Annotated in this window: 21 protein-coding genes; 9 read left to right on the top strand and 12 right to left on the bottom strand. The window is 53.3% G+C overall.

Annotation, left to right across the window (positions count from 1 at the left end; translation table 11 throughout):
• Nucleotides 1-62: 62 nt before the first annotated feature.
• Nucleotides 63-1,673 carry a PAS domain S-box protein gene (locus FJ147_20340; protein MBM4258231.1) on the top strand — a complete coding sequence of 537 codons (1,611 nt, stop codon included), beginning with the start codon at nucleotides 63-65 and terminating at the stop codon, nucleotides 1,671-1,673.
• A 200-nt stretch (nucleotides 1,674-1,873) separates the two neighbouring features.
• Complete coding sequence (locus FJ147_20335; protein ID MBM4258230.1) at nucleotides 1,874-3,973, top strand: response regulator; 2,100 nt, start codon at nucleotides 1,874-1,876, stop codon at nucleotides 3,971-3,973.
• Between the two features lie 100 nt (nucleotides 3,974-4,073).
• On the opposite strand, the gene tenA is transcribed toward FJ147_20335, so the two are convergent.
• From tenA to FJ147_20290, 9 genes are all read right to left on the bottom strand, one after another.
• On the bottom strand, nucleotides 4,074-4,733 hold the full coding sequence (tenA, locus tag FJ147_20330) for a thiaminase II (GenBank protein MBM4258229.1): 660 nt from the start codon (nucleotides 4,731-4,733) through the stop codon (nucleotides 4,074-4,076).
• A gap of 32 nt (nucleotides 4,734-4,765) precedes the next feature.
• Nucleotides 4,766-5,062, bottom strand: a complete 297-nt coding sequence (locus FJ147_20325; GenBank protein MBM4258228.1) for an HNH endonuclease — start codon at nucleotides 5,060-5,062, stop codon at nucleotides 4,766-4,768.
• 100 nt (nucleotides 5,063-5,162) lie between these two features.
• Nucleotides 5,163-5,384, bottom strand: a complete 222-nt coding sequence (locus FJ147_20320) for a helix-turn-helix transcriptional regulator (protein MBM4258227.1) — start codon at nucleotides 5,382-5,384, stop codon at nucleotides 5,163-5,165.
• Between the two features lie 22 nt (nucleotides 5,385-5,406).
• Nucleotides 5,407-5,829: a metal-dependent hydrolase gene (locus tag FJ147_20315; GenBank protein MBM4258226.1), complete on the bottom strand. Its 423-nt coding sequence runs from the start codon at nucleotides 5,827-5,829 to the stop codon at nucleotides 5,407-5,409.
• Nucleotides 5,830-5,857: 28 nt separating this feature from the next.
• On the bottom strand, nucleotides 5,858-6,631 hold the full coding sequence (locus tag FJ147_20310; GenBank protein ID MBM4258225.1) for a TlyA family RNA methyltransferase: 774 nt from the start codon (nucleotides 6,629-6,631) through the stop codon (nucleotides 5,858-5,860).
• Nucleotides 6,601-7,497, bottom strand: a complete 897-nt coding sequence (locus FJ147_20305; protein ID MBM4258224.1) for a polyprenyl synthetase family protein — start codon at nucleotides 7,495-7,497, stop codon at nucleotides 6,601-6,603. Before FJ147_20305 ends, FJ147_20310 begins: the two co-directional genes overlap by 31 nt.
• Nucleotides 7,494-7,736, bottom strand: a complete 243-nt coding sequence (locus FJ147_20300; GenBank protein ID MBM4258223.1) for an exodeoxyribonuclease VII small subunit — start codon at nucleotides 7,734-7,736, stop codon at nucleotides 7,494-7,496. Before FJ147_20300 ends, FJ147_20305 begins: the two co-directional genes overlap by 4 nt.
• The gene (gene xseA / locus FJ147_20295; protein ID MBM4258222.1) at nucleotides 7,737-8,954 is read right to left on the bottom strand and encodes an exodeoxyribonuclease VII large subunit; all 1,218 of its coding nucleotides are present in this window, start codon (nucleotides 8,952-8,954) and stop codon (nucleotides 7,737-7,739) included.
• A gap of 175 nt (nucleotides 8,955-9,129) precedes the next feature.
• A complete protein-coding gene (locus FJ147_20290; protein ID MBM4258221.1) occupies nucleotides 9,130-10,563 on the bottom strand; it encodes a S41 family peptidase in 1,434 nt (477 codons plus the stop codon).
• A 247-nt stretch (nucleotides 10,564-10,810) separates the two neighbouring features.
• On the opposite strand from FJ147_20290, the gene FJ147_20285 reads away from it, so the two are divergent.
• From FJ147_20285 to FJ147_20275, 3 genes are all read left to right on the top strand, one after another.
• Entirely contained in the window at nucleotides 10,811-11,041 is a 231-nt protein-coding gene (locus FJ147_20285; protein MBM4258220.1) for a ferrous iron transport protein A, read from the top strand.
• Nucleotides 11,042-11,056: 15 nt separating this feature from the next.
• Complete coding sequence (gene feoB / locus FJ147_20280; GenBank protein ID MBM4258219.1) at nucleotides 11,057-13,276, top strand: ferrous iron transport protein B; 2,220 nt, start codon at nucleotides 11,057-11,059, stop codon at nucleotides 13,274-13,276.
• A gap of 79 nt (nucleotides 13,277-13,355) precedes the next feature.
• Complete coding sequence (locus FJ147_20275; protein MBM4258218.1) at nucleotides 13,356-13,511, top strand: FeoB-associated Cys-rich membrane protein; 156 nt, start codon at nucleotides 13,356-13,358, stop codon at nucleotides 13,509-13,511.
• 87 nt (nucleotides 13,512-13,598) lie between these two features.
• Here FJ147_20275 and FJ147_20270 read toward each other — a convergent pair whose 3' ends face one another.
• Both FJ147_20270 and FJ147_20265 read right to left on the bottom strand, forming a co-directional pair.
• Nucleotides 13,599-14,171 carry a TlpA family protein disulfide reductase gene (locus tag FJ147_20270; GenBank protein MBM4258217.1) on the bottom strand — a complete coding sequence of 191 codons (573 nt, stop codon included), beginning with the start codon at nucleotides 14,169-14,171 and terminating at the stop codon, nucleotides 13,599-13,601.
• Entirely contained in the window at nucleotides 14,165-14,971 is an 807-nt protein-coding gene (locus FJ147_20265) for a prolipoprotein diacylglyceryl transferase (protein MBM4258216.1), read from the bottom strand. Before FJ147_20265 ends, FJ147_20270 begins: the two co-directional genes overlap by 7 nt.
• A 169-nt stretch (nucleotides 14,972-15,140) precedes the next feature.
• On the opposite strand from FJ147_20265, the gene FJ147_20260 reads away from it, so the two are divergent.
• The 3 genes from FJ147_20260 to FJ147_20250 all read left to right on the top strand — a co-directional run bounded on the left by FJ147_20260 (nucleotide 15,141) and on the right by FJ147_20250 (nucleotide 16,613).
• On the top strand, nucleotides 15,141-15,590 hold the full coding sequence (locus tag FJ147_20260) for a D-tyrosyl-tRNA(Tyr) deacylase (GenBank protein MBM4258215.1): 450 nt from the start codon (nucleotides 15,141-15,143) through the stop codon (nucleotides 15,588-15,590).
• Between the two features lie 3 nt (nucleotides 15,591-15,593).
• Nucleotides 15,594-16,079, top strand: a complete 486-nt coding sequence (locus FJ147_20255; protein MBM4258214.1) for a DUF1285 domain-containing protein — start codon at nucleotides 15,594-15,596, stop codon at nucleotides 16,077-16,079.
• An 81-nt stretch (nucleotides 16,080-16,160) separates the two neighbouring features.
• Nucleotides 16,161-16,613 (top strand): tRNA (cytidine(34)-2'-O)-methyltransferase, encoded by a 453-nt coding sequence (locus FJ147_20250; protein ID MBM4258213.1) that lies wholly within the window; start codon nucleotides 16,161-16,163, stop codon nucleotides 16,611-16,613.
• 79 nt (nucleotides 16,614-16,692) lie between these two features.
• Here the strand turns inward: FJ147_20250 and FJ147_20245 are convergent, their stop codons facing one another.
• Nucleotides 16,693-17,205: a hypothetical protein gene (locus FJ147_20245; GenBank protein MBM4258212.1), complete on the bottom strand. Its 513-nt coding sequence runs from the start codon at nucleotides 17,203-17,205 to the stop codon at nucleotides 16,693-16,695.
• Nucleotides 17,206-17,286: 81 nt separating this feature from the next.
• Between FJ147_20245 and FJ147_20240 the strand changes: the two genes are divergently transcribed.
• A partial coding sequence (locus tag FJ147_20240) for a hypothetical protein (GenBank protein MBM4258211.1) occupies nucleotides 17,287-18,128 on the top strand: 842 nt, incomplete at its 3' end.

Here is an 18,128-nt window from a genome sequence, read left to right as displayed (position 1 = left end):
GTCGCCCGCGTTCATCCAGCTCTTCGACCAGACTTCGATACTTAGACCGAAGCCAGCACACAATGGTCTCGTCTCTCATCCCTGCTCTTGTGCAGAGGCTCTCCACTCCGGTCAATCACTATTGCGGTAAGTTGTTTCCTGCCACCGCCTTACCATTCTCAAGTGCCAGTATTCTTGCCGTGCAAACGACGCAACCCCTGCATTGGATCATCGACTCGGTTCCTGTCCTTGCCCTCTTCCTCATACCAGTGCTCGCGCGCATGAAGCGGTCGACGTCGTCGTCTCGTCCATCCGCACAGGGTGAAGCAAGCGCTACAAAGTTGACACAGGCAGTGACAGAACTCAAAGCAGAACTGGCAAAACAGCGCCGCGCCGAAGAAACATTGCGCGCAAGCGAAGAGTTCTACCGTAATCTCGTGGAGAACACGAATGACGGCATTGCCACGATTTCGCTAGAAGGAACCGTGACAAGTGTGAATCGCGGATTCGAGCACATGCTCGGACGAATCCGAGAAGAAATCGTCGAGAAGCACTATAGCACGATATTGTCGATTGCCTCCCTCGGCATTACAGAAGACCGGATTCGTCGCTTTCAGGCTGGCGAGAAATTGTCCTCACTCTGCGAACTCGAGCTTCTCCATCACAATGGCAACGCCGTGCGAGTTGAGGTTCGCACCCGAGCGATCACTGATAAAAATGGTACAGCAATTGGCTTTCAAGGTGTCTATCGCGATGTTTCCAAGCGTGCAGCATTGAAAAGTAGCTCTGTACCCAACGCGACAGCTCACATCAGCGAATCAGATCCAGCTCATCACGGGACAACAGGGGGAAACACCTTCGCTGCTCCTCCTGGGTCGTCAACTGCTCCGACAGAGGCAGCAATGCCACCGTGGTCGCAGTTGTCCTCTCCTACTAACAGCAATGCTGATTCGCATTATCCAGCCGGGTATTCGCCTCTCTCATCACACAATGCCTCGACTCCGTCGACTCCGCCACAGCAGCATGACTTCGCGAACCCCGAACAAAACACCTCACCATTCAGTATTAAGACTCCGGGGACGTCCACCGCATTTGCCCCGGCAGGACAGACTCCCTCTGCTTCGTCACCCCAATTTCGTTTCACGAATGGTGCCGGAGAAACGACCGAAGCGTCCGCTGCTCCAGCATCGCCCTCCATGCCATCTAGCTCGACCTTGGAAGCAAGCCAATTCACCCTTAGTTCAGACCGACAAAAGAAAGACGAGCGACAAGCGAAAGTCGTTCCCTTCCCCGCTGTACCCACGCAGGGGTTTCCCATACCACCACAGCTCGGGAGTGCAAACGCGCAACAAATTTTCGACCTCGACGAGGCCCTCAATCGTGTCGATGGAGATCGCGAGTTGTTACGCGAGATGGCAGCGGTCTTTCTAGACGAATACCCACTCTTATTGACCACCATGCAAGACGCGCTGTCTCATGGCAATGCACAAACGCTTACCTTTGCCGTCCACACGTTGAAAGGCTCGGTAGCGAATTTTGCCGCGAATAACGCCTTTGAAGCAGCGCTCAAGCTGGAGAAGATCGGGCGGCAAGGAAATCTGACCCAAGCGAAAACCGCGCTTGCCGAAATGGAAGCTGAGCTTGCTCGCCTTGCACCTCTCCTCACGACACTCAAAATGGAAGCCGCCGCCTAACTTGCGCAGAGGGCGCCCATCGCTCTGACTCTCCAGCTCTTCAAGTAGTCACACCGAGTTCGTAAGGACTTTTCTGAAATTATCACTAAAAGTGATAATTTTTACAATACAACCTTCAGTGTGATTGGAGATAAGTTACAGGCCGGAGCCGGAAGGGAACGTTCCACGTCGGCGAGACTCACAAAGGGAGCAGCGCAATCATGACAGATGAACACTTGATCTCCCAAGACCAGGGATCCCAGCCTACCTCGACCGTATCACTTCCCATCGTCAAATTGCTCATCGGCTCCGCGTCTCTAACGATAGCTGCAGCGTGTTACTTCTTCACCGAGTCCATACTTTTCTCCTTCCTCGCCTGGTGCGGGGCGCTAGCAGCTGGATTTTCCTTACTTGCATCGTCATCAACTGAAGCGCATCATCAGCCTCCTCAGCCGAAAGATAGCTGCGCTTCTGAACCGGCGACTGCACTGCCGCCCTTCTCTCCCTCTGTAGCCTCTACGCAGGCAACACTGGCTTCTCCCGTCGAAGTGCTCGAGATGGACCGGCAGGAACGCCACGACGGTGTTACGCTGCCGGCGTCGCTGTCTATCGATTTTAATCTTCGCACCACAGTAGAAGAAACGGTTTCTCGCTTTTCGGTGGTTGCCCAAGAGAGAGGTTTCGAACTCTCGTGCCTCTTCTCCTCTGATAGCCCAACGCCATTTCGTGGAGATCCGGGTGACCTCCGACTCATCCTCATAAATGTGATCGACTATGTCATTTCCGTCTCCTCCTATACGGAAGTTGTCGTGTATGCGCTGCTACAACAGCAGACCGCAACGCATGCGACTTTTCGCTTTTCTGTCTCTGGCTTGAGTCACACCGCATTGGGTGCCATGACGAAATCGACGTTCAACCACGCCTTGACCTCGACAGGTCCTTCCCATGCGGAATCGACGATCGCGATTAGCAAACAAATGGTGAAGGCCTGGGGAGGACAGCTCGAAATCGAAAACAGGCCAGGTCACGATACGATGATCTGGTTTACCGTTACCTTGGAAAAGCAACCTCCGAAAGTTTTCTCTGACCTCCCACCACGTTCCACTCTTACGGGGATACGCTTACTTCTCGTCGGCAACAGCGTCTCTCTTTCGGATGAAGAAGCGACAGCATGGCAACTCACCTATCACCGGGCTCCGCGTGCGGCGCTGGCACTGTCAATGCTCAATACTGCTGTCCAGGAAGGCCGGCCTTATGATGTGGTCATATTTGATTGTCACGAACTCGATGCTGAAGTGCTTACGCTTGCCACCCGTCTACGGCAGAGCAATACGCTCGCAACCGTACGGCTTGTCTTTTTCACCACGCATGGGAAAAAGGGTGACGCTCAGCACGTCCGTCAGGCCGGATTCGATGCCTATCTGACGCATCCCTTGTCCTCAGGTCTCCTGTTTGACTGTCTCGCGACTATCCTGAGCCAGCCACCACAGACCCACCCTACACCTCATCCTATCGTTACGCGGTACACTCTGGCAGAAGCTCGTACACGCGGACGAGCTCGAATCTTGGTAGCCGACAGCAACCTTCTAGATCAAAAACATCTCGTACGTATTGTCGAGGAATTAGGGTATCGAGCAGATATCGCCGTCACAGCTCGTGAGGCGATTGAAGCGCACGCTCGGCTGCCTTACGCTGCAGTCTTGGTTCCGTACCAAATGCCGGGAATCGATGGGATCGCCGCAGCACAACACATTCGGCAGCAAGACACGCGGGAAGGTACGCACACTCCGCTCATTGGCATTCTGCAATCCGACAGGAGCCACGAATCAGCCCAATGCCTTGCTGCCGATATGGACGCAATCCTGATGAAACCGCTCCGGTCTACCGATCTCAAAACTGCCTTGGATCGTGCGTGCCAGCTCTCAGCCAAGCAGACTACAGCTCAGGCCGGAGCGCTACAGCAAACAGATGAGAATGTAGAAGTAGATTTGCACACTGCGTTAGCTCGTGTCGATGGCGACAAAGAACTCTTTGACGAAATGACCTTGTTGCTTAATGAGGAGTACCCCAAAGCACTCAGGAAAATGGCTGAGGCAATCTCTCGGCAAGATTCTCAAGCATTGGCCTATAGTGCAAACACACTCAGAGGCGCGTTAGGGAATTTCGCTGCACTGAAAGCAATCGCCGCTACCACACGTCTTGAACTGATGGGTCGCAGTGGGGACCTCTCGCAGGCTCAATCTGTATTCACCGACTTGGAAAAACACTTGGCTCGCCTCCAGGCTCTACTAGCGGATTTTCGTATACAGGCAGCCGCCTAAATCGCCATGAAGCCGGACAAATGCTCACAGGACTTGTCGTATAGGATGTCAGAGACGCTCACGACAGACAAAAAGCGAATCCCACTGTCTACCCTCATCTTTAGACTGGCCACTCCTCAAGTCGATATGACATCTCCCAAAAGAGGTATTCATAGCGTGCACTGGTAGAAAAAATCTCTTGCAACCGCTCATCACTCGTTGTGCCATCAAGCGAGTCAAGGAGTTCGCGCAGCCACGCAGCCAGAGCGGTGAACTCCGGGGATGCATACATCTCAATCCATTGGCAATAAAAAGGTGCGCTCGCAGGTTTTCCACGCTTCGCCAAAAGCTGACCGATTTCACTGTAACCCCACTGGCAGGGCAACAACACCGTGACCACTTCTGCAAGGTTCCCTAGTGCAGCAACACGCACTAAGTGCCGCGTGTAGGCATGGGTCGTTGGAGCAGCTTTAGTGTTCGCTAGCGCTTCAGCACTTATGCCACATTGCGCAGCGAACTCCCGATGCAGCGCCATCTCACGATTAAGCGTCGCATCCAGGAGATTGGCAAATCGCCCCATGGTGTCGAGATCAGGTGCCTTGGCCGTCGCCAGCGCGAGCAAGCGACTGTACTCGATCAGGAATACATAATCCTGACACATGTAGAAGCGAAAGTTCTCCAGCGGTAACGTACCATCACCTACTCCAGTCACAAATGGATGGCTTACGATCTTTCGCCAAATCGGCGCCGCAGCGTGGTAGAGTCGTTCGGTTAGTCTCATGGTCGCAGCGTAGCCGGTCTTCCGCGTTAGGGCTAGCAATGCCTACAGGCAAGGCGGAAGAACCTATTATCTACGATGAGATGAAATAGCGCCATCTCCTGGCCGCTGAGCGGATCGCGCAGTCTCACCCGCTGGGCCTTGGCCAGATTACAGCCGGGACACGCCCAGGCGAGATTCTCCAGCTCATCACTACCACCGAGTTTGCGCGGCACGATATGATCGACATGAAACTCTGCGCCTTGCAGCTCCTGGTGCATCCGACAATATTCACAGCGCTGCCCGGCTCGGGTAGCGACCAATTGCCGGAGTTCTGCCCACGACACGCTCATGACAAAGTACGGCCTAAGACCTTCAGCGCTTCGCCCCGTAACAGCGCAATCGTTTCACTCAACTCCACGAGTGCTTCTAACTCTTCCCGCTCTGTTTCACTCAGCTCCCCTCATGTAAGCGCAACGCGCCACATTCATAATCGGACACCACAGGCTGGGAGATCCCTAAGCGCTCGGCCAGCTCTTGCTGCGTGAGTCCCCGCTCTTTGCGTAACTGCGCCACGCGTTGGCCGGGAGCGACCTCCTCCCTCAGCTGCCCGCTCCATTGAGGATGAGCAAGCACCCGCGCTTGGAGATTCAACTGACTGGAAATGATCTGCAGGTTACTCCTGCCCCGAGGATGCTCACACTCCGCTCACCGGCACAATTTGCAAATGAAAATAGCGCATCACCGCAGCCAGGATAAAAAAGGCGACTGTGATGTACTCCCCATAGCTCCCGTTATGAATGACTCCCAACCGCCAACGCCAGTTTGGCAACAACAGCGGGACCCCACCAACTGTGAAGAGGTCCGCACCAATGTGAAATAGCGCTCCCGTCAGCCACCAGCCGGCCAGGGTCCCCCAGGGCGTCTGCTGCGACCACAGTGACCATATCGCCAGTGCCCACGGCCACGGCCAATGCGAAACGCCGCGATGCGGGAGCCCAACTGCCTCAACGCGGTCAGGAAGCGTCCCGCCCAAGACAGCCAGTCCGGCTTCAACCGGAGATGCGCCACACAGGATCGCTCCAGAAGCGGCCATGAGTCGATGAGATGGTCCAGTCATATATAGTCGTATCTGTGACTTTCTGAGTTTAGCGTTTTTGCAGGTATAAAAGAAACTCCTTGTTGCCTTTCGGCCCCAGCAGCGGAGACTCGATAACGCCCTTCACCTCGACGTTCCAGTTTTCGCTTTGCGCACGCAGGCGGTCTACGACTTCTGCATGCAGTTCTGGATCTCGAACCACACCGCCTTTGCCAACTTTTCCTTTCCCAACTTCAAACTGCGGCTTGATCAACGCGATAATCGTCCCCTGGGCAGCAATCAACTCAAGGACTTTTGGAATGACTAACACCAACGAAATAAATGACGCGTCGATCACCGCCAGTGTCGGCGTCTCATCGAAGACCGTTGGGTCAAGCGTACGAATGTTGGTCCGTTCAATCGACACGACACGAGGATCCTGTCGTAACGTCCAGGCAAGCTGGCCATAACCGACATCGACCGCGAACACTTTTCGTGCGCCGTGCTGCAACAAGCAGTCGGTGAACCCTCCGGTTGAGGCGCCGACGTCAAGCGCTGTGACCTCGTGCACATCGATATGAAACTCGCGTAGCGCTGCCTCAAGTTTCTGTCCGCCTCGACTCACATACGGTGATCGCTCCTCATCTTTGATCCGCACTGCCGCAGCCAACGGAACGAGCGTTCCCGGCTTATCGATCCGCTGGTCATTGACCACGACGGCTCCGGCCATGATGAGCCGTCGTGCTTGCTCACGGCTGTCAACCAACCCACGTTCGACAACAAGAAGATCGAGGCGTTTGCGTTCTGTCACACTTACGGTTGTACGGCACGTTCGACAACGAATTTTACGATCTGTCGGAGCGGTTCGGCACGCTCGCCGAGCGGTTGCACCGCAGCCAGCGCTTCAGTCATTAATTCACGCGCACGAGCTTTGGCTTTGGCCATTCCCACCGCTGCGGGATATGTCACTTTATGTAATTCCGCGTCGCGTCCTTCACGTTTGCCAGTTTTTGCTGTGCCACCTTCAATATCAAGAATATCGTCGGCCACCTGGAACGCGAGGCCGATAGCGGTGCCGTATCGATCTAATTGCGCAAATTGACGCGCGGTCGCCCCACCGACTAACGCTCCAGCACGAACAGACGCGCGGAGCAACGCTGCCGTTTTGCGTGAATGAATGTATTCGACAAGCGCTTTGGTCGGTTTTTTATTCTCTGCTTCAATATCCGCCACTTGTCCGCCAACCATTCCTCCAGCTCCTGCTCCCAGGGCAACTTCCTGTACTGCACGTAAGGCAGCGGTACGATCTTGCCCCGGACGAAGAGCAGCTTCAGCCATTACGCGAAAGGCCTCGGTCAAAAGACCATCGCCAGCGAGGACCGCAATCCCTTCACCAAATACAACGTGATTGGTTGGTTTGCCACGGCGCAGATCGTCGTCATCCATCGCTGGCAGATCGTCATGCACCAGCGAATAGGAATGAATCATCTCTAACGCGCACGCAAAAGGCAGCACCCGCGAGGGTGGAGCACCCACCGCTTCACCACTGGCGAGCGCAAGAATCGGTCGTACTCGCTTGCCACCGGAAAACAAACTGTATCGCATCGACTTATCGAGGGTGCGCGGCACCGCTTTCCCCGCAGGCAGCAGTTTGTCTAACGCGCGATCAACCAATATACTCCGTGCATCCAAGTATTCTTGTAAGTTCACTGTTCGTCTTCATCTTCCGTAAGTGGTGTAAGTTGAAAGAGACCGTCGGCATTTTGGGTGAGGACGTCAACGCGTTTTTCCACGTCAGTGAGTTTGGCCCCGAGGTGACGCACCAGAGCGACTCCTTCCTCATATGCGGACAGCGCTTCTTCCAACGATAAATCGCCGCGTTCCAGTTTATTGACGATCGTCTCCAACACCTGGAGCGCATCCTCAAATTTTGCCGGGGGTTTTTTCATTTATCCGCTGACCTCAGTAATGGTGGCTCGCGCTTCCCCCTTCGCAAACGTGAGACGCACCGAGTCACCGGGAGTGAGGGACGTTGCATCGGCAACCACTTTTCCCTCAGGAACCGTCCGTGTCAAACTATAGCCACGACCTAAAACTGCAAGAGGGCTTAAGCTGTTCAGTGCGGTGGTCAATTCTTGCCACTGGCTTCGAGCCTGCTCCTGCCGTCGTGCAAAGGCGGTCGTCAGGCGTGCCAGCATGGTGCGCACCTGTTCTCGCTTTGTGGCAATAGTCTGGCGTGGATCTCGTAGACGTTTCTGTAGATGCTCGACCTCATCTTGATGTTGCTGGAGTTGTCGAGAAATAGCAGAAAAGAGGGCCTGATAGCGATCCTCGACATGCGAGCGAAGATCTTCCCACCGCGGCATCACCATCTCTGCTGCGGCAGTCGGTGTGGGCGCACGACGATCGGCAACCAAGTCGGCAATACTCAAATCAATCTCATGCCCAACTGCGGCGACCACCGGCACCGCAGAAGCGGCAATTGCTCGTGCCACCACTTCTTCGTTAAACGCGTTCAGATCTTCGCGTGACCCACCTCCACGTCCGACAATGACCACCTCTGCCTCTCCATGCTCATTGAGATCGCGGATACCAGCAGCGATCTCAATACCTGCCCCGACCCCTTGCACCTTCGTCGAACGGACAATGACGTGCGTATACGGACAACGTTGGTAGAGAATCGTTAGCATATCGTGAATAGCCGCACCGGTAAGCGCGGTCACAATGCCGATACAGCGCGGAAAGAACGGCAGCGGACGTTTACGCTCTGCAGCAAAAAGACCCTCTGCAGCTAATGCGGCTTTGAGTTGCTCAAGCGCGAGTTGTTGCGCTCCAACTCCGCGCGGCTCCATAACCGACACATACAACTGCAAGTCGCCACGCGCGGGGTACACACTGACACGCCCTCGGACAATGACTTCCAGCCCATCTTCAGGACGAAAACGCAGTAATCCGGCATAGCTGCGAAACATCACCGCTTTCATTTGGCACTCTTCATCTTTGAGCGTGAAATAGAGATGGCCGGATGAGGGCGCGCGGAAACTTGAGAGTTCTCCGACGACCCACACATCCTTGAATTCTTCTTCTAGCTGGTCACGGATCTGCGCGGTCAAATCGGAAATCGTCAAGACATTCGGACGATCAAGCCATGCCGGAATCGTAGACATGGCGTGCCTTGTAGCAGAGAGGTCAGCAAACGAACAAGGCCCTGACCGGATAGAAAGAAGGGGGAAGTGGGAAGAATGAATGGGAGAATGAGGGAATGGGAGAAACGGAGAATCGGAGAAGAATCATGATGAGGAGTTCTCCACTTCTCCTCGTCTCCGGTTCTCCGTTTCGTTTTTACTTAGTAGGGGTTGGGGTCGGCGCAGTCGCGACAGCAGTCTTTTTCTTATAGCTCTCCCATGATTTGAGGACTTGCATCGCACGATCAAGCTGTGGGTCTTTGCCGAGTTCGCCTTCTTTCACTTCCGGAGCTTTCTCAGCCTTGTCGGTCTTTTCGCCACTGCCCTCCTTGCTGGTCGGCTCTGAAGGCTCGCCAGAAGGGGTTGTATCTTTCTGCTCGTCAAACTCCGACTTATTCTTCTCGCCGGTACCATGAGTAGGTCGATCAAAATGACCGCGCAGGTTTTCCTCACGAACCTCACGTTGCGACCGCTCACCTTGGGCCACTGGTGCGTTATCCACGAGCACATCAGGCGTAATTCCCGTCACTTGAATCGAGCGTCCACTCGGCGTGAAATACATCGCTGTCGTTAACCGAAGTGCAGCGCCACTCTCCATTGGTAAAATCGTTTGTACCGAACCTTTACCGAAGGTCTTGGTTCCGACGACAACCGCGCGTCCATGATCTTGCAACGCGCCAGCGACGATCTCCGAAGCGCTCGCACTGCCACCGTTGACAATCACAACGAGTGGGACCTCTGTCTGTCCACCTTGGTGGGCAAAATACTTCTGCTTCTGGTTATCAAGACGGCCTTCGGTATAAACGATCAGCCCTGAATCAAGAAACGTATCAGACACTTTCACGGCCTGGCTGAGCAGTCCTCCTGGATCATTGCGCAAATCCACGACCAGGCCTTCGAGTTTGCCACTTTCCTGAGTCAATTTGCTCAATGCCGCATCCAGATCATTCCCAGTACGGTCTTGAAACTGAGTGATGCGCACATAGCCATAGCCCTTTTCTAGCGTCTTTGACTTCACGCTCTGAATTTTGATGACTTCACGCATCAAATGAAAATCGAGGAGTCGTGGCGTTCCCTCGCGGCGAAGAGAGATGGTAATTTTACTCCCCTTCGGGCCACGCATCTTCTTGACGGCATCAACGAGGCTCATGTCCTTCGTCAACTCACCTTCAATTTTTATGATTTGATCTCCGGCTTTGACCCCAGCACGATAGGCTGGCGTGTCTTCGATCGGAGCGACGACGGTCAACACTCCATCACGAACAGTGATCTCGATACCAAGGCCTCCAAAACTCCCTTCGGTATCGACTTGCAGTTCTTTGTACGACTCTGTCGTCAGATAGGAACTGTGTGGATCAAGCGCCGAGAGCATGCCGTTAATAGCGCCATCAACCAGCTTCTGGGTTCCGACTTCCTCGACATAATTTTTCTGTACAACCGCTAACACATTCGTAAACGCTTCCAGTCCCTCGTATGGATCTCGCGCTCCAGCAGAGACTTTCTGCAATCCTTGTCCGCCGAAGTAGCCAAGGCCAACCAACCCAATGCAAGCCAATACCCGACCAAGCGTTCCTTGTCGCCGTTGTCGCATAACACTCCCTGTTAAACCGAAGAGGTTTTCCTTTAATGTAATGAGCTTCTTGTTCTTTGTCACCTTAGCATACTTTTGTCGAGCCACGGTATGGGGCTTTGCCAGGGAGTCGTCAGGCAAGAATCTAAATTCTTGCTTCTGTGAGAACGACGAAGTCGCGGCGAGTGCCCATCATATCGTGCGGCACGGCTATGATCGTTAGGACCTTCGTTGACACTGAAATTGAAAATCATTATCATTTGACACTATGAGAACGCTAGCCGATCTTATTCCTTCGCAGGCTGGGCGAATCCAAGCCGTCACCGGTGTCGATGGACTTACCCAGCGACTCTCTGAATTGGGATTCACTCCTGGTCAATCAGTGCAAGTTGTGAGATTTGCACCGTTGGGAGATCCCATGCAGATACGGATTCGCGGCTTCAATATCGCGCTCCGACGTAATGAAGCCCAGCGTGTCATCCTTGATTCTGTATCATGAGAGGCATGAACACTCATGGCCGCAACGGCCTCTCCCCCTTCAATTCCCATTGGTGACCACCCCTCACCTCCATCGCTTTCTACTGAACGACGTTACCTCATTGCGGTTATTGGAAATCCCAATACTGGCAAGACAACGCTTTTCAACGCGCTCACTGGCTTGAGCCAGCACACCGGCAATTATCCTGGTGTCACGGTCGAAAGTGCGCTCGGCGAATTCACAGTTGACGGAGATCGGTTTCTCGCGGTCGATCTTCCTGGTACCTATTCGTTAGCGCCTCGTGCGCCAGACGAAATGCTCGCAGTCAGTGTGCTGTTCGGCTATGGCAAGGATATTCCTGCGCCAGATGCTGTGCTCTGCGTCTTAGATGCGACCAATCTGGATCGGAACCTCTATTTGCTCACGCAGGTTCTGGAAACAGGTCGACCGGTCGTTGTCGCCCTAACCATGATGGATATCGCCCAGAAGCAAGGGACACTCATTGATATCGAAGCATTGCAACAGCGCCTTGGTGTCCCAGTTGTACCGGTTCATGCCGCCAGACACGTCGGCTTGTCGGCTCTTCAACAAGCTTTACGGCACGTCGTTCAGGCATCAATCTCCTCGACTCCTCGCATTCAGTTTCCTGAAACATTCAGGCATGAAGTCGACACAGTCGAAGCAGCGCTTGTCAACGGACAGCATCGATTGCCGCGATTTCTCCTTGAGCGGCTGCTGATCGATGCTGGTGGGTCTATTGAACAGGAACTCATACGCCAGCTTGGCGATGATATCATTTCCCCCGTTCGTGCTGCACGGGAACGACTCACCTCGTCAGGGACCTCACTGCCACACATTGAAACCAATGCCCGCTATCAATGGATCACCGACATGATTACCACTGTTGTTCGCCAATCGTTGACCGCACCTCATCACACGTGGTCGGATCGCATTGACCAGATCGTCACGCATAAGGTTTGGGGGCTCCTGGTTTTTCTCGTCGCTATGGCCGTGACCTTTCAGTCGATTTTCTCTTGGGCGGCACCGTTGATGGAGATTATCGATGGTGTGTTTTCTGGCCTGGGAACAAGAATACAAACCCTCCTTCCGGAAGGCCCATTGCAGAGCCTCATCGTCGATGGCGTTATTGGCGGAGTTGGTGCAGTCATCACCTTTGTGCCGCAGATCGCTATTTTATTCGGCCTTATCGCGATTCTCGAAGACTCCGGCTACATGGCACGTGCGGCATTTTTGATGGATCGCATTATGGCCGGGTTTGGACTTTCGGGGCGTAGCTTCATCCCGTTACTGTCGTCGTTTGCCTGCGCTGTTCCTGGCATTATGTCGACACGCTCGATCGATAACCACCGCGATCGTATTGCCACGATTCTTATTGCTCCCTTGATGAGTTGCAGTGCACGTCTTCCGGTATACGTTCTTTTCATCTCGGCCTTTATCCCAAATCACACAGTCTGGGGTATTGTCGGCCTACAAGGGATAACACTATTTGTGATGTATACGCTCGGCCTGGTTGTCGCTCCGCCGGTCGCGTTGGTCCTGAAGCGTACATTTCTCCGCGGCGAAGCGGTGCCGTTTTTACTTGAGCTTCCGCCTTTCAAAATCCCGGCGTGGCGTGCCGTTCTCTTTCGCATGTATGACCGCAGTCTCGCGTTTCTTCGGCGTGCCGGAACGATTATCCTCGCAACCACGATCTTGATATGGGCCTTATCGTATTACCCTACTCAGCCTGCCCTGAAAGAGGAGTTTCAAGCTCGACGTGCCACTGCCACGCCAGAAGAGCAAGAACGACTCACGATCGAAGAAAGTGGAGAACGGCTCCGAAGAAGTTACCTTGGCCAAGCTGGGCATGCCATCGAACCACTCGTGCGCCCATTGGGCTGGGATTGGAAGATTGGCATGGCAACGCTTGCGAGTTTTCCCGCACGAGAAGTGATCATTGCCGCTCTCGGAACCATCTACAATCTTGGGAACGAGCAAAGCGAAGAAAGCGTAGAGCTGCGGAGCGCCATGCAAGCGGAACGTTGGCCAGACGGGCGACCGATATACACACCGATCGTTGCACTCTCGGTGATGATATTCTTCGCGCTGTGCTGTCAGTGTGGCGCAACGCTGGCAACGATCAAGCGCGAAACCGGCTCGTGGGGCTATGCCGCTTTTACGTTTGTCTACATGACCGGTTTGGCATACTTGGGTGCGTTAGTTGTGTATCAGGTTGGCAGTCGGATTTTCGTGTAAAGTCCAAAGTCCAAGGTCTAAGGTCAAAAGTTATTCTCGACGAACGACTTTTTTACTTTTTACGTATTACGCATCACTAATGACAGGATACATGGATACTCAAACATTGGCTGTTCTCGTTATTGTTGCCGTAGCTGCACTGTATGTGAGCCGCTCACTGTGGCCGACTCGCAAGCAAAAGTCCGGCTGCAGTTCCTGCCCGCAAAATCACAGTCGGGTGGATGATTATGCCTAACCAATGGAAAAAGCGAAATTAAAAATGAAGAATGACTAAGGGGGGAGGAGCGCAACTACTGTTTTCAGTTTCCCCATTCTGCATTTCTCATTGACTTTTAAGCGGACTTCGCTCTCCGGGCGTGTTGACACCATCCCACGGCATCCAATCGCCAAGATCCATGAGTCGACGTAATGACGCTTCAACCTTTGGCAAAGACCAGTCATTGAAGCCAACGTGATGGTGCACGATGCGTCCCTGACGGTCGATAATGAAGGTCTCCGGGTATCCCGTCACACCATATTTACGACCTATCTCACCGTTGACATCAAGCACAACCGGAAAAGTGAAGCCATTTTCTTGCATATACGGCAGGACAGTGCTGTTTCCATCAACATCCTGGCTCGCCGCGAGCATCACGAAATCCGTGCCCTTGAAACGACGATGAAGCGTTTCCATCGTCGGCATTTCTTTACGGCATGGCGGACACCAGGTGGTCCACACATTGAGCATCACCACCTTGCCTTTCAGTTGCGACAGACGCACCACTTGTCCTTGCGGGTCAGGCAAGACAAATTCTGGTGCTGGCTTTTTCGCTTCTGATGGTGAGCGGGCAAGTGTCGCCAGGAAGCCGAAGACAAGAACAATAACCCCAAGAACCAACCACCTCTTCACTACGATTTCTCCCGTGCTACTCGTGGCGTGCGAGACAAAGGTTTTGTTTCCGCCGCTAACGGTTCACTCCGTGTTAACATGACAGCGCCAATCGTCATGAGGACGAGGCTGATCATCTGCGCTTCAGACAGCCCAAACGCTAACGGTGGGTTAATACGCACGAATTCGATGCCAAAGCGCGCAACACTCGACAACAAGAGATACCCCCAGAACAACGACCCGACAGGTCGTTGGCGACCACGCATGACCCACAAGGCCGCAAAGATCAGTAAATAGGCAATGGTCTCGTAGAGTGCTGATGGATGGACACGCACCCCTGGTGGATAGTCCCAACCGATGATTGCCTTTGTATAAGCAACTCCCCAGGGCAATGTTGTCGGTGGTCCCCAGTCGCCATCACCAGCGAGATGGCAGCCAATGCGACCAATCCCGTGTCCGAGCGCGATAGCTGGCGCGACAGCATCCATGATTTCCAGCCAGCGAAACCCATAATGGCGGATACAAAGAGTGACACCAACGACACCACCAATAAGCCCACCGTACCACGTAAAACCTGCACCGGTGAGAATCAACGAGAGGGGATTGGAGAGAAACTCACTCCAATGCTCGGCAATGAAGAGCAGGCGTGCGCCTAAGAGTCCACCAACAGCGGCCCAGACAACGAGCGTAGAAGCAAACGCAGGATCTTTGCCTTGCTGTTCGAGTCCTTTGCCAACCGCCCATCCGGCAGAGAGAAACCCGAGGGCCATCATCACACCATAGCTGTACACGGTCAGCGGTCCGAGTTGAAAGAGTACTGGATACATAGTGGGGATAATACGCTATCCGTTGAGGAGGTTACAGGGGACGGGTTACAAGGAACAGATCAAGGCAAATTGTAAATTATCGCTTGTCTTATTTCCTGCCACCTGGTCCCTTTAACTTATCTTGTCCCCTTTCCTCTGTACCCTGTAACCAGTACCCTGTTTCTTAGTCATGCGAGCCGTCATTCAACGCGTCAGTGAAGCCAGTGTCCGAGTGGACAACCACATCATCGGCCAGGTCGGTCGTGGCCTGCTCGTCCTTCTTGGTATCTCAACCAGTGATACAAAGATCGAAGCAGAGTCTCTCAGCGAAAAGATCGTCAACCTCCGCATCTTTTCCGATGAGGCAGGAAAGTTTGCGTTCTCGGTGCAGGACGTACAAGGGGAGCTATTGGTTGTGTCGCAGTTCACGCTCTATGGTGATGCCCGTAAGGGTCGCCGCCCGTCATTTACCGATGCTGCGGGTATAGACTCTGCACTTCCTTTGTATGAGTATTTCGTTGAGTGTATAAAGCGTCACCGGGTTCGGGTTGCCACCGGACAATTCCAGGCAACGATGGCCGTGCAGTTAGTGAATGATGGGCCTGTGACTCTGATTCTTGATACCAGCGAGCGAAAATAAACTATGGCAAAAGCTGGCTTTTGGGCGATCGATCCCACGCGGAAGATTCATTTTGGTAAAGATGGGTGGTGGTACGCCAATGACGAACGTATTCAGAATCGCCGTATCAATGTCTTGTTTAGTCAACATCTGCGTAGAACCCCAGAAGGAGCCTACGAAATCGCCATTGGTTGGGACAAAGTCACCGTTGAGATTGAAGATACGCCGTATGTGATTACCCGGGTGATGGGCGATTCGACTCAGGGATTTACACTGCGGTTGAATGATGAGAGTGAAGAGCCACTGAATCCCACTACCCTATCGATCAGTCAGGAGAACGTTCTCTATTGTCGAGTCAAAAGTGGAGCAGAACCTGCTCGTTTTTCACGTCCCGCGTATTATCAACTGACAGATCACATGCAGGAGGATCAAAACCCAGGGACATTTTCCTTACAGGTCGGCAGCACGATATTTCCGGTGTCTCAGACTCCGAGACACTCAGACTTCTAAGCTCTCTCAGGTTTATCGGTTCGCATTTTAATCGTTGTTTTTTCCTATAGCCTACAGCCTGAAGCTTAAAGCCTTTTTCCCATGCACATTGTCTTTGTCGAACCCGAAATCCCTCCCAATACTGGCACTACCGCACGGTTATGCGCGGCAACGAATACGACGTTTCACCTCGTCGGTCCGTTAGGCTTTTCTCTCGAAAACCGCTACCTCAAACGTGCCGGACTCGATTATTGGCCGTATGTCGATGTCCATTCCTATCCCACGTGGAGTGACTTTCTCTCGCGTCGTCCCTCCGGCAGAATGATCGCGTTCTCTGCCAGAGCGACGGTCTCATATACACAAGCGCAATACACCGACAGTGATCTGTTAGTCTTTGGTAGTGAGACACGAGGGCTATCGACAGAGATTCGTACGCTGCTCGCTGACTCACTCTACACAATTCCAATGTCTGGCACGCACGTCCGCAGCCTGAATTTATCCAACGCGGCAGCAATTGTTTTGTACGAGGCGCTGAGACAACAGGGCAAGGTATAAAAGAAGGGGCCGTACGCACAGCGCACGCGACGGTCTCTCTGGTGATAACCCAAAGCGTACCAATCTCGTGTGGTTTGCTTTAGATTCTGGACGATTCAGCGAATAGTCCCAGTTGTTGCAGTTCAGCAATCACGTGCTCTTTATGTGTCGCTCCCCAATAGATGCGGTGACATCCTGGGCATTGATGAAACTCAGCTTGAGTCTGCCACACATACTCTGGCACTTGCTCTCGCACCGCCTCTTTTTTCACGGTTGTTAAAAGTTCGTTACACTCTCCACAACGAGTGAAAAGTCGCGTAAGGGAATCAAGGTGACAGGTTGCAATCACTTGCTTGATTTGGTCACGAAAACGATCGGCCTGAATAAAAACGAAAGGCGGCGCGTCTTTCTGTCGGAGCACGCGAGTGTCACGTGTCAAAATGATGCGACTCTGGCGACGCCCCTCTCGCATGAGGCCTTGAGGTGAAAGTTGGGGAAGATAAACAGTGTCGTAGCCGAGAATGCGCAACCACTTAGCAAGCCGACCTAACATGCGGTCGACGAGAAAACACGGCACATCGGTAGACGTGGAGGAACGCGTAGTCTCCGTCATAGTTTGGGCTCTAAAGGAAATTGAACCCCTATCCGATGACAGTAGAACAGGGGTCTGGAAGAAACAAGATACGGGAGTTGTATGAAGCGTCTTCTCGGCATTAGCATCGTTCTCTTTTGGCTGGTTATGGTAGGGCTGCTTATCCACCGAACGATGGCTGAATTTCGACTCACGTATCCTTCATCTGCTCCAGTGACACCAGTCCAGTCAGATACGCCACTCGCGGCGTATGATGGGTGGATGGGTATTTACCATCAAGACAAGAAAATCGGCTACTTTCACCGCTCCCTCGCATCTGCGGAGAATGGCTACCGCTGGCAAGAGCGCTCGCAAATGAAACTCAGAGTGATGAACACTGATCAAAACGTTCACACCGAAGTTCAAGCCAACATTGATCAGCAATATGCCTTACAAGACTTTTCTTTTCGTTTGGTCAGTTCAGGCGCGGTTTTCCAGGTGACCGGTGCAGTCCATAGCGATGGAGAAAACAAACGAGAATTACGCGGGCAAATCTCCACAGCAGGGAACTCTTCGCCATTCTCATTGCCGTTACAAGATCCACTCTATCTCCCGACCATCACGCAGCTCACGCTTCACGATACCACCCTGCAACTTGGGGAAGAACGACGCTATAGCATCTTTAACCCGCTTACGACCAAAACAGAAACGATCCAGGTTTCAGCCATTGGCCACGAAAACCTCTCCATCAAAGGGCGTTCCATAGCGACAACGAAGCTCGCGGAAAAGTTCGGCGAAACAACGGTCCATGCATGGATTGATCACGAAGGAAAAGTGGTCAAAGAAGAAGCCGCACTGGGCCTGACGCTCTTAGAGAGTGTTTTGAAAAAGGGATTGGTAAGCTTGAGGGATGAATACACTGCCGCGAGTTTATCCAACGGACCTGACCATGACCGAATGGACAC

Source organism: Deltaproteobacteria bacterium, from assembly GCA_016874775.1.
Lineage (GTDB): Bacteria > Desulfobacterota > Binatia > Bin18 > Bin18 > VGTJ01.
The sequence above is the reverse complement of the archived record's forward strand: the minus strand, read 5'-3'. Positions and strand labels throughout refer to the sequence as shown.

What these genes read in the sequence shown, in the direction of transcription:
- FJ147_20315 (MBM4258226.1), bottom strand. Translation starts at nt 5,829, where the DNA reads ATGACTGGACCATCTCATCGACTCATGGCCGCTTCTGGAGCGATCCTG.
- FJ147_20340 (MBM4258231.1), top strand. Translation starts at nt 63, where the DNA reads ATGGTCTCGTCTCTCATCCCTGCTCTTGTGCAGAGGCTCTCCACTCCG.
- FJ147_20335 (MBM4258230.1), top strand. Translation starts at nt 1,874, where the DNA reads ATGACAGATGAACACTTGATCTCCCAAGACCAGGGATCCCAGCCTACC.
- feoB (MBM4258219.1), top strand. Translation starts at nt 11,057, where the DNA reads ATGGCCGCAACGGCCTCTCCCCCTTCAATTCCCATTGGTGACCACCCC.
- FJ147_20245 (MBM4258212.1), bottom strand. Translation starts at nt 17,205, where the DNA reads ATGACGGAGACTACGCGTTCCTCCACGTCTACCGATGTGCCGTGTTTT.
- FJ147_20325 (MBM4258228.1), bottom strand. Translation starts at nt 5,062, where the DNA reads ATGAGCGTGTCGTGGGCAGAACTCCGGCAATTGGTCGCTACCCGAGCC.
- xseA (MBM4258222.1), bottom strand. Translation starts at nt 8,954, where the DNA reads ATGTCTACGATTCCGGCATGGCTTGATCGTCCGAATGTCTTGACGATT.
- FJ147_20300 (MBM4258223.1), bottom strand. Translation starts at nt 7,736, where the DNA reads ATGAAAAAACCCCCGGCAAAATTTGAGGATGCGCTCCAGGTGTTGGAG.
- FJ147_20285 (MBM4258220.1), top strand. Translation starts at nt 10,811, where the DNA reads ATGAGAACGCTAGCCGATCTTATTCCTTCGCAGGCTGGGCGAATCCAA.
- FJ147_20265 (MBM4258216.1), bottom strand. Translation starts at nt 14,971, where the DNA reads ATGTATCCAGTACTCTTTCAACTCGGACCGCTGACCGTGTACAGCTAT.
- tenA (MBM4258229.1), bottom strand. Translation starts at nt 4,733, where the DNA reads ATGAGACTAACCGAACGACTCTACCACGCTGCGGCGCCGATTTGGCGA.
- FJ147_20255 (MBM4258214.1), top strand. Translation starts at nt 15,594, where the DNA reads ATGGCAAAAGCTGGCTTTTGGGCGATCGATCCCACGCGGAAGATTCAT.
- FJ147_20250 (MBM4258213.1), top strand. Translation starts at nt 16,161, where the DNA reads ATGCACATTGTCTTTGTCGAACCCGAAATCCCTCCCAATACTGGCACT.
- FJ147_20260 (MBM4258215.1), top strand. Translation starts at nt 15,141, where the DNA reads ATGCGAGCCGTCATTCAACGCGTCAGTGAAGCCAGTGTCCGAGTGGAC.
- FJ147_20290 (MBM4258221.1), bottom strand. Translation starts at nt 10,563, where the DNA reads ATGCGACAACGGCGACAAGGAACGCTTGGTCGGGTATTGGCTTGCATT.
- FJ147_20275 (MBM4258218.1), top strand. Translation starts at nt 13,356, where the DNA reads ATGACAGGATACATGGATACTCAAACATTGGCTGTTCTCGTTATTGTT.